The sequence below is a fragment of the Victivallis sp. genome (assembly GCF_048170485.1).
Lineage (GTDB): Bacteria > Verrucomicrobiota > Lentisphaeria > Victivallales > Victivallaceae > Victivallis.
On sequence record NZ_DBEXAY010000214.1, the window covers coordinates 1 to 9,475 of the forward strand.

General features: G+C 62.6%; 9 protein-coding genes. 3 read left to right on the plus strand and 6 right to left on the minus strand.

Annotated elements, in window-relative coordinates; genetic code table 11:
* Positions 1–279 (plus strand): hypothetical protein (locus tag ACMLHG_RS11185; RefSeq protein WP_417170544.1); only part of this gene is annotated, 279 nt, incomplete at its 5' end.
* 4 nt (positions 280–283) lie between these two features.
* Here the strand turns inward: ACMLHG_RS11185 and ACMLHG_RS11190 are convergent.
* Entirely contained in the window at positions 284–1,294 is a 1,011-nt protein-coding gene (locus ACMLHG_RS11190; protein ID WP_417170545.1) for a hypothetical protein, read from the minus strand.
* Between the two features lie 185 nt (positions 1,295–1,479).
* Here ACMLHG_RS11190 and ACMLHG_RS11195 point away from each other — a divergent pair, with 185 nt between their 5' ends.
* Positions 1,480–2,067 carry a peroxiredoxin gene (locus ACMLHG_RS11195; protein WP_294432675.1) on the plus strand — a complete coding sequence of 196 codons (588 nt, stop codon included), beginning with the start codon at positions 1,480–1,482 and terminating at the stop codon, positions 2,065–2,067.
* 73 nt (positions 2,068–2,140) lie between these two features.
* On the opposite strand, the gene ACMLHG_RS11200 is transcribed toward ACMLHG_RS11195, so the two are convergent.
* Genes ACMLHG_RS11200 through ACMLHG_RS11210 form a run of 3 tightly spaced genes read right to left on the minus strand, consistent with a single transcriptional unit; the run spans position 2,141 to position 4,862 of the window.
* Complete coding sequence (locus ACMLHG_RS11200; protein ID WP_417170546.1) at positions 2,141–3,334, minus strand: class I SAM-dependent rRNA methyltransferase; 1,194 nt, start codon at positions 3,332–3,334, stop codon at positions 2,141–2,143.
* A gap of 19 nt (positions 3,335–3,353) precedes the next feature.
* The gene (nrdR, locus tag ACMLHG_RS11205; RefSeq protein WP_294432682.1) at positions 3,354–3,800 is read right to left on the minus strand and encodes a transcriptional regulator NrdR; all 447 of its coding nucleotides are present in this window, start codon (positions 3,798–3,800) and stop codon (positions 3,354–3,356) included.
* 3 nt (positions 3,801–3,803) lie between these two features.
* A complete protein-coding gene (locus tag ACMLHG_RS11210; RefSeq protein ID WP_295808805.1) occupies positions 3,804–4,862 on the minus strand; it encodes a hypothetical protein in 1,059 nt (352 codons plus the stop codon).
* A 124-nt stretch (positions 4,863–4,986) separates the two neighbouring features.
* On the opposite strand from ACMLHG_RS11210, the gene pheA reads away from it, so the two are divergent.
* Positions 4,987–6,051: a prephenate dehydratase gene (gene pheA / locus ACMLHG_RS11215; RefSeq protein WP_295808801.1), complete on the plus strand. Its 1,065-nt coding sequence runs from the start codon at positions 4,987–4,989 to the stop codon at positions 6,049–6,051.
* Between the two features lie 71 nt (positions 6,052–6,122).
* On the opposite strand, the gene ACMLHG_RS11220 is transcribed toward pheA, so the two are convergent.
* Both ACMLHG_RS11220 and ACMLHG_RS11225 read right to left on the minus strand, forming a co-directional pair.
* Positions 6,123–7,553 carry a S1C family serine protease gene (locus ACMLHG_RS11220; RefSeq protein ID WP_417170547.1) on the minus strand — a complete coding sequence of 477 codons (1,431 nt, stop codon included), beginning with the start codon at positions 7,551–7,553 and terminating at the stop codon, positions 6,123–6,125.
* Positions 7,554–7,693: 140 nt separating this feature from the next.
* Complete coding sequence (locus tag ACMLHG_RS11225) at positions 7,694–9,415, minus strand: hypothetical protein (RefSeq protein WP_417170548.1); 1,722 nt, start codon at positions 9,413–9,415, stop codon at positions 7,694–7,696.
* Positions 9,416–9,475: the final 60 nt, after the last annotated feature.

Below are 9,475 nucleotides of genomic sequence, written 5' to 3' on the forward strand. Positions count from 1 at the left end.
CTGCTGCTGCCCCTGCTGGCGCTGACGATGGCGCTCTATCTGGGAACGGCGGTCTGGCTCGGCATCGCGGTGTGGAACTGGAAGAGGCGCTGGTTTTCGCTGCTGGTCTTTCTCGCCTTCGTCGAATACTACTTTTTCCTCCCCGGCCCGGTGACCGTGCCGCGCTACCAGCTGCCGGCCCTGCCGGCGATGGCGGTCGCCGCCGCATTGGCATTTCCGGCAATCCGCCACTTTCTGAGCAGAAAAAAGGGAAATGACGGAAAAATAACGGAAAAATGACGCGTTACGGCCGGTTCCGTTTCGCCTCCGGCGTCCGGCGCCAGGGGGAGACGAGAATCTTGCCGGCGAACAGCCCCTCGGCGCAGAAGAGCGCCCAGCGCATGCGCCCGGACTCCTCCCGCCAGCCGCGGATTCCCCAGTTCGAACCGCTGCGCTCAATCTCCGGCGCGCCGCCGTTTTCCACCAGAGCGGCCCAGGCCTCGACGGAGAACGGCTCCCAGACTTCCAGCTCTTCGCCGCGCGGCGACAAGCCGAGCCAGGCGGCGGCACGGCAGGCCCGGAACGCTTCGCGGTTGCGGAGCCGGTCGAGCGCCTCCACGCCGACCGGAGCCGTCTCCGGCAGTTCCCGCAACAGCTCCGCGCCGCGCCGTCGCAGCGGTTTGCCGGAGAGCTGTTTGACCGCATCCACCAGACGGGAGTTCCACTGTTTGAGTTCCAGATAGCCGCGCTGCCACTCGGAAAACCGGGCGATGCCGATCCTCTCCCGCGAACTGCGTTGGTAGTTGTCCACCCGGACCGCTTCGGTCATCTCCGGAGAGCCGGCGAGAATGCCGCGGACCACGGCGGTCAGCCGCCCGTCACGACCGGTCACCGCCCCGCCGGAATCCCCCCGTTTCACCGGAATTCCGCGGCAGATCAGCCGGGTCGGTTCGACGCTTTCGCAACGGCCGGAACGAGTTCCGTACCGGAGAGAATCCCCCGGAGCAACCGCCGTCGTTTTTCCGTCATATTGCCGGTATTTTTCCGGCAGATCCGCCTCCAGCAGCACAAGATCCCGGTCGGGGGCGAACTCCAGCACCCGGATGGGAAAGGCGTGGCCGGATTCATCCCGCAACATCAGGTCCGGATTCTCCAGCAGCACGTGGGCGGCGGTGGCGACCAGCGTCGCATCTTCCGCCCGGAATACCGCACCCCGGCCGGTGAGGCATCCCCCTTCCACCGCCAGCTCCGGCGCCGCCCCTACCCCCCAGACGGCCCACGCTGCAACGGCCGCCGCATATCGCAAAAACCACATTCCTGCACTCCTCCAGTTACCGAGACGATATTTCCGGCATAGTATACGGCTTTTCCGCCGCTTTGTCAATCGGGAATGCAAAATTCGATCGGACTAACCTTGACTTTTTTCAAAAAGAGTATCTATTATCAGAAATGCAGCAGCGGGGGAGTACCGCCTGCAATAACAGTAAGGAGAAAGCAATCATGTCACTTGTCGCAACACTTGCACCGGATTTTACCGCCAAGGCCGTCATGCCGGATAACTGCATCGAGGATTTCACCCTTTCCAGCCTCCGGGGCAAATATGTCGTCCTCTTCTTCTACCCGATGGACTTCACGTTCGTCTGCCCGACCGAGCTTGTCGCATTCGACAACTCCATCGAGAAGTTCCGTGCGCTGAACACCGAACTCGTGTCGGTCTCGGTCGACTCCGAGTACAGCCACTACGCCTGGAAGACCACCGAACGCAGCAAGGGCGGCGTCGGCAAGCTCCGCTACCCGATGGTGTCGGACTTCACCAAGGAGATCAGCCGCAGCTACGGCATTTTGCTCAACAACTCGGTCGCGCTCCGCGGCCTCTTCCTGATCGACCGCGAGGGCGTCGTGCGGCATGAGACCGTCAACGACCTGCCGCTCGGCCGCAACGTCGAAGAGGTGCTCCGCGTGGTCAAGGCGCTGCAGTTCACCGAAAAGTACGGCGAAGTCTGCCCGGCCAACTGGCAGGACGGCTCCGAAGGGCTGAAACCCACCGCGGTCGGCGTCGCCGATTACCTCGCCAAACACGAGAAGTAATTTCCCGCAAAGCAACGAAAACCTCCCGCAACCGTTCCGGTTCCGGGAGGTTTTTTCATGGTGCCGTCTCTTCTCAGTCAATCCGGGTGACCAGCCCTTTCAGATAGAATCCCTCCGGAACGGCGAGCGACACCGGATGGTCCGGGCTCTGCTCGAGGCGGCGGCAGATGACGCCGTGCACCCCCGCCTCCACCGCCGCATCGGCGGTGATCTTCTGGAAAAGCTCCGGCGTCATCAGCCCGGAACAGGAGAAGTTCACCAGCAGTCCGCCGGGATTGAGCAACCGGAATCCGAGCCGGGCGATGTCCTGATAGGCGCGGCTCCCCTGCATCAGCACCCGCTTCGACTCGATGAATTTCGGCGGGTCGAGAATCACCATGTCGAACCGGCGCCCTTCGGCGGAGAATTTCCGCAGCGTTTCGAAGACGTCGGCGGTGAGGTTCTCGAACCGGTCCGGCGCAATGTGGTTCATCTCAAGATTGTGGGCCGCCTGCCGCAGGGCGGGGGCCGAAGAATCCACGTTGATCACATGTTCCGCCCCGGCCAGCAGCGCCGTCACCGCGAACGCTCCGGTGTAGGAGAAGGCGTTCAACACGCTCCGCCCGGCGGCGAACTGCGCAACCACTTCGCGCGAAAGCCGCTGGTCGAAGTAGAATCCGCTCTTCTGCCCGTGGCGGATGTCCACCGCATACCGGGCGCCGTTCTCCCGGATGATGACCGGGTTGGGCGGCTGTTCCCCGTAGAGCAGCCCGGTCCGGCCGGCGAGCCCCTCGCGGGCGCGGATGCCGACGTCGGAACGCTCGAAGATCCCCCGCGCGCCGGTGGCCTCCGCCAGCAGCCGTACAATCCGGTCGCGGTGGAACTCCACGCCGGCGCTCAGCACCTGCATCACCAGAAACTCCCCGTAGCGGTCCACCACCAGCCCCGGCAGCTCGTCCGCCTCCGAGAAAATCAGACGGCACCCCCCTTCGGGATCGTCATAGCCGAGAAACCGGCGGAATTCGATCGCCCGGCGGATCTTCCGCGCGAAAAAGGCGTCGTCGACCGCTTCGTTCTCATCGAAGCTCCAGACCCGCGCGACCAGCTGCGAATCGGGCGACCAGGCGGCGCGGGCAAGAAAACGGCCGTTGCTGTCGACGACGGTGACGGTTTCGCCGGGAACGGGATTCCCGGAGAGTTCGGCGACGGCGCCGGAAAAGATCCAGGCATGGCGGCGGCGCAGCGACTTCTCGCGCCCCGGATGAAGTTTCAACACAGATTCACTCACAACACAACCTCCATCCGCGTCACTTGAGGGCGCGGATCTCTTCGATGAACTCTTCGACATCCTTGAACTTCCGGTAGACCGAGGCGAACCGGACGTAGGCGACCTGATCGACGCTGCGGAGAAGGTTCATCACCCGCGTGCCGATCTCGGAACTCGCCACCTCCTTGTCGAAATCCCGCAGAATTGAGGCGGAAAGATCCTCGACAATCCGGTCGATCTCATCCGGACTGACCGGCCGCTTGTAGCAGGCGTTGGCGATTCCGCGCCGCAGTTTGTCGCGGTCGAAATCCTCCCGCACCGAATTGCGCTTGATCACCTTGAGCTCTTCCGGAATGATTCCCTCGATCGTCGTGTAGCGACAGGAGCAGGAGAGGCACTCGCGGCGGCGGCGCACAGCGGCGCCATCCCTCACCACCCGCGAATCGATCACCTTGTCATCGAGACAGCCGCACTTCGGACAACGCATGGTTCACTCCTCCTCCTGAATGAGTTCCAGCCGCAGAAACGGACCGATCGCCACGCCGGCGAACGCGGGGAACTCCTTCCATTTTTTCACCAGGTACCCCATCGCCCGGCTGAAATCCTGCCAGTTCCGGCGGCGGAAGGCCCCCTCCGTCACCGAAGTGTGATTCGCCAGGTTGATGCCGACCACCACACTGTCCGCCACTTTGGCCGCGGCCAGTTCGTTTTCGACCATCTCGAGCGCCTCGCTCGGTTTGTTGCCGCTGTCCTGCAGCAGCACGGTCGGCTGCTGCGGCATCACCGCCAGAAAGTCGTTGACATCCCCCACGGTAAGTTTTTTCTGCTGGGCCAGTTCATGGTAGAAGTCCGGCACGCTCACGGTGAGCGGGAGCGGCGTCAGAATCGCGGCGATCTCCTTAAGTTCGGCGATGGTTGCCTTCATCATCATGTCGTTGTCCATCCCCGGGCCCCAGGTCTGTTCGCTCCAGGCGTAGAGAAGGTTTTTCGGGCGGCGGAAGTTGTTGATCGTGAAGAGATGCGGTGAAATCTCCACCACTGCGCCGGCAAATTTCGCCCCGTCCGGCTGTTCGCGGTTGAATTCGACCAGCGCCTCCGCCATCTTCGAGAGCGTGACGCTCCCGGAGCGAAACTCCCGGAGAAACGCATTCCCGCGGAAGGAGTAGAGGAAATCCACCTGCCGGATCACCGGTTCGACCGGGAGCCCCGCGTTCCCCGCCGCCCGCAGGAAACCGCGAAGCCGGTCATCGAGCGCCGAAACATCCTCCAGCACCAGGTAGATGCGGTTGAAGCCGAAGAGCCGGACCCGTTCGACAAACTCTTCCGGCGCGGTGAGGTCCTCCCGGTAGAACTTGTCGGCGGCCATCACCGCGGCCCGGATGCGGCAGGGCGCCAGATTGCGGCTGAGCTGTTCGGCCCGTTCCCGCTCCACTTCCGGCGGCGCCAGACGCGACGAATCGAACCGCTGCAGCGCCGGTTCCGGCGTCGAACAACCCGCCGCAAAAACCAGAAAACCCGCGGCACAGAAAAAATTTTTCAAAAAAAACATCGGTTTGCTCCATTTAACCATTGAAATAAAGTACATTGCCAACTCTATTAATTCAACCCCCGTTTTGACGTGTTCCGCTACCGGGGTGGAGTTATTTGCAAAAAAACCAGAGAGAGTTGTGCGAATGGATATTGAAAAACTCAGAGCCGGCATTGACGCAATTGATCAGGATATCGTCCGGATGCTCAACGAACGATGCAGACTCGCCAAGGAGATCGGCGAGTGGAAAATGAAGAACAACCAGCCGATCTATGTGCCGGAACGGGAACGCGCACTCCTCGAACGACTCGCCTCTCTCAACGACGGACCGCTCGACCGCGATTCGCTGCTGGCGATCTACCGCGAAATCATGTCCGCCTCCATCAAGCTGGAACGCCCCCTCTCCGTCGCCTTCCTCGGGCCGGAGGGGACCTTCTCCCACCAGGCCGCGCTGGAGAAGTTCGGCCGCGGAGTCCTGCTTCAGCCGGCGGCCGCCATCGCCGACGTCTTCGGCGCCGTCGAAACCGGGCGGGCCGATTACGGAATGGTCCCGGTCGAGAACACCACCGAAGGGGTGGTCAATCCGACGCTGGATTCGCTGACCAGCTCCTCGGTGCGGATCGTCGCGGAATTCAATCTGCCGATCCACCAGCTGCTCTACAGCGCCAGTCCGCTCCCGGAAATCCGCTGCGTCTACAGCCATCCGCAGCCGCTCGGCCAGTGCCGTGAATATCTGCAGGCCAATCTGCGCAACGCCACCTTCATCGAGGTGACCAGCACCGTCCGCGCCATCGAGCTGGCGGAGCGGGAAACCGAAGCCGCCGCCATCGCCGGAAGACTCGCCGCGGATCACACCGATCTGCCGATCGTCGCCGAAAACATCGAGGACAACGCCCGCAACATCACCCGTTTCCTGGTCATCGGCAAGCATGAAAACCAGCCCAGCGGCGACGACAAAACCAGTCTGTGCTTCTCGCTGCACGACCGCGCCGGCGCCCTCTACGACGCGCTCCGGCCGTTCCGCAACCACAACATTTCGATGACGATGATCGAGAGCCGCCCGCTCAAGAGCGGCCACTGGGAATACTGCTTCTTCGTCGACATCCTCGGCCACTGCCAGGACCCCAACATCGCCGCCGCCTGCGCCGAACTCAAGGAGGACTGCTCCTTCTTCAAGCTCTTCGGCAGCTATCCGCGCGTCATCAACTGAGCAGAAACAGTTCGGCCGCCGTTCTTCCTTGATCGGGAAAACGGCGGCTTTTTTTCTGCGAAACCGGGGTGTCACGGCTTCAGATCGCTGCTCCGGTCGCTCGGAATCCGGTAGCGGTGCATCACCCGCGGCGTCGCTTCGCGCATTCCGGAAACGTCCATGACCAGCCGCATTCCGTTCTGGAGGACGATTTCGAGAAATCCCTCCTTCTGAGAGTCGATCAGCGAGGCGAGCTGGCGCAGCGAGGTGATCTTCACGCCGTTGACGGTCGAAACGATGTCCGCGCCGACCCGCTGGTAACCGAGGTTGACCTCGTCGGCGAGCACCATCGAGATGACGACGATCTCCTCATCCGGCAGATTCCGGCTCTTGCCGAGATTGACGGCCAGTTCGTCGGGAACCTGATCGATGTTTTTCCAGGTGCTCATATAGTTGATCGTAAGCGGAGTGAAGACGATTCCGCCGGCGAGGTAGTAGGAGGGGTTGCGGTCGTAGAGTTGATTCGGCACCCGGAAGGGAAATTTCACCGTCTTCGTTTCGACGATCTTCTCCACGCCGTCGCGGAGGATGGTGACCGGCAGTGCGGTCCCGAGCTGTTGTTCCCAGAAGAGGCAGCCGAAGAAGAGCACCTTGCCCTGCCCGAAATCGATGGTTCCGTCGTTGGCGATGTTCCGGCCGTCGACCTTGAGCACGACGTCGCCGGGCTGCAGCGGGACCTCCTGTTTCAGCAGTTCGGGCAGTTCGATCACCAGCACGCCGGACATCTCCTTTTTCATTTTGAGCGAACGGCGCAGGTCGGGATTTTCCAGCGGCTCCGAGCGGAACGGCACATCCGGAAAACCGTCGATTCTGCCATCCTCCAGATCCTTGAGAAAGTGTTTCAATACCGAACAGGGGATGATGTACCCGATGTTCTGCGCCGACGCCGCGCCCTGGAAGGCGATTCCCACCACTTTTCCGCCGTGCATGGCCGGGCCGCCGCTGTTGCCGGGGTTGATCGCCGCATCGACCTGTGCGGCCAGAAGCTGCTTGCCGCTGTGGCTGTAGCGGCGCGGCTCGATGCGGGAGAGCACGCCGCTGGTGATCGAGACGTTGTCGCCGCCGACCGGGTAGCCGATCACGGAAACCGAACTCTGCAGCGGCGGGAGGTCCGCCAGCTCCATCGGCGGAATTCCGTCGAAGAAACCGGGAGCGTCGACGGTCAGAATCGCAAGATCGCACTCATGGTTGACCGAAACCACCCGGGCGGGATACCGCGTCTGGTCGCCCGGTTTGCGGACCGTGATGAAGGTCGGGTAGGAGACGGCGTGGGCGTTGGTGATGATCCGTTTTCCCTCGATCACGAAGCCGGAGGCGCTCGCGTTGCGCTGGCTGAAATTCTGCCACGGCAGATAAAAGTTCGGGCGGCTCGAAACCGAAAAGATCTTCACCACCGCGTCATACTCCCCGGCGGCCAGGAGCATGGGCAGAACAAACGACAAGACAAGAATCCGATGCAGCATTTCAGTTCCTCCTCACGCAAAAAAGACGTTGCCGGAAGATACATCTTTCCTGCAGTTTCGTCAAGCGAAAAACCGGCCGTTTTACGACTCGGTCCGGTTTTTCCACTCCTCTATCAACTTATCCTCCCGCACATCTCTCATCAAGGTCGATGCGGAGGAGATTCCATCCAGCGCTCTCCGCCGCGCAGGGCGGGGCGGGCGCCTTCGGCCGTACCGCCGGTCAGCAGGAACCCCTCCCTCTCCCGGCGGTACTCGAACGGTTCGCCGCTGATCGGCGAAACCGGAATCGACGGCAGAACGGCCGGAACCAGTTCCGTCACCTTCTCCGGCAGAGCTCCGCGCTCCGACCAGAAGAGCTTGAGTGCGATTCCTATCCGGCAGAGCTCGCGCCCTTCCCGCTGGAAAAAGTAGGGCAGCAGCGTCGACGCAAGATAACTGCGCACCGGATCCTTCGACGGCACGTTCTTCCGGTATTCAACCGGCAGAACGGCCAGGCGCGACGCCTCTTCCAACTCCGGCTGAAGGGAGGCGAAGGTCTCCAGCAGTGTCGCCCTCCGGTTGAGCGACACCGGTGAAACGAGCAGCCCAAGCAGAGGATTCTCCGGCGCCGCCCCCGGCAGACGGAACTCCCCTTTCGTCTCGGTGAACAACAGCGTCATAAGTTCCAGCTCCCCGGAGGGGCGCAGTGAATCATCCTCCAGCGCATGCAGAAGTTTCCGGTAATCGGCCGCGTATGCCGGGCCGACCGGACCGAACTCCACCGCCGCACGCATCAGCTGCTCCTCCAGTTCCGAACCTGCCAGGTCAAAGGTGATGATGTTCTGACTGCGAAGCTGGCGCACCAGCGGCAGAACCCGCAGAAGTTCCGGCAGAACCAGTTCCGGGCGGCCGGCCGCGCTGAACGCCGCCGCGCGGGAGCGGCAGAACCAGCTCATCCGCCCCAGTGCGGCAAGTTCTCCGGTTGCGCCGTCCTCCATAAACTTCTTCCGATCCCAGCGCGCATCGCTCCTGCCCGCCTGTTCGAACGCGTCGAAAAAGGGTTCCAGTTCGGGTGCGGTGAGCTGACGCGTTCCCTCTTCATCCGCCGCCGGCAGTGAGCGCAGAAGTTCCGGGTGATCCCCCGCCCAGGCGTCGAAGAGAAGCGACGCCTCCCGGTAGAGTTCCGCTCCGTTCGCGGAACCGGAGGTTTCCTCCCGCTCCTCTAAAATCCGATCCTTCACCGCTTCAAAGCGGAACGTCCCGGCGATCCATGCCGCGCCCCACGCCGCCGCTCCCGCCGCCACAGTGAAAATCCAGAGTGCCGCGGCGGAGCACAGCGGCCGTTTTTTCTCCGGAATCCACAGCGCCGCCGCTCCAGTCACGACGGCCGCCGCCAGAATGCCGATCGAAAAACTCTGTTCCGGATTCATTCCCGGGAACGAGGCGAGCGCCACGCCGAACGGAACTCCGCCCGCCATGCCGGAGACGACAAATCCCGCCGCGATGATCCACCGCTCCTTCCGGCTTTTTCCGGCGCTTCTCCCGGCAAACAGGGCGAAAACGAGGAGCAGTCCGAAGGCGGCGACCACCCGTACCAGCTCCCCGCGGAACAGCTCCGAAACGGAAAAATTCAGCGCCACCGTGAGCAGAATTCCCAGCGCGTAACAAACCGCCGCCGCCGTCAGCGAGCGGAACCGGCGCAGACGGGGAGGGAGAGTTCCCGGTTCCGGGGCCAGCGCAGACGCCCCCGCCGCCAGAACCAGCGGCACGAAAAGAAGCAACGCCGAATGCCACCCCGGTTCCCGCGGCAGAATCTGCAGCAGCAGCGCCGCCATGCCCGGCGCGACCAGCAGGGCGATCACCGCTTTGCGCCAATGTTTCATCGTTCCATCTCCTTCCATGTTAGGTTTTGTCAAGCCACTTTTGTAACTTTTTTCCAGTTT

Bases quoted from the DNA above. Each gene is read 5' to 3' on its own strand.
- ACMLHG_RS11190 (WP_417170545.1), bottom strand. From the start codon at position 1,294: ATGTGGTTTTTGCGATATGCGGCGGCCGTTGCAGCGTGGGCCGTCTGG.
- ACMLHG_RS11195 (WP_294432675.1), top strand. From the start codon at position 1,480: ATGTCACTTGTCGCAACACTTGCACCGGATTTTACCGCCAAGGCCGTC.
- nrdR (WP_294432682.1), bottom strand. From the start codon at position 3,800: ATGCGTTGTCCGAAGTGCGGCTGTCTCGATGACAAGGTGATCGATTCG.
- ACMLHG_RS11210 (WP_295808805.1), bottom strand. From the start codon at position 4,862: ATGTTTTTTTTGAAAAATTTTTTCTGTGCCGCGGGTTTTCTGGTTTTT.
- pheA (WP_295808801.1), top strand. From the start codon at position 4,987: ATGGATATTGAAAAACTCAGAGCCGGCATTGACGCAATTGATCAGGAT.
- ACMLHG_RS11220 (WP_417170547.1), bottom strand. From the start codon at position 7,553: ATGCTGCATCGGATTCTTGTCTTGTCGTTTGTTCTGCCCATGCTCCTG.
- ACMLHG_RS11225 (WP_417170548.1), bottom strand. From the start codon at position 9,415: ATGAAACATTGGCGCAAAGCGGTGATCGCCCTGCTGGTCGCGCCGGGC.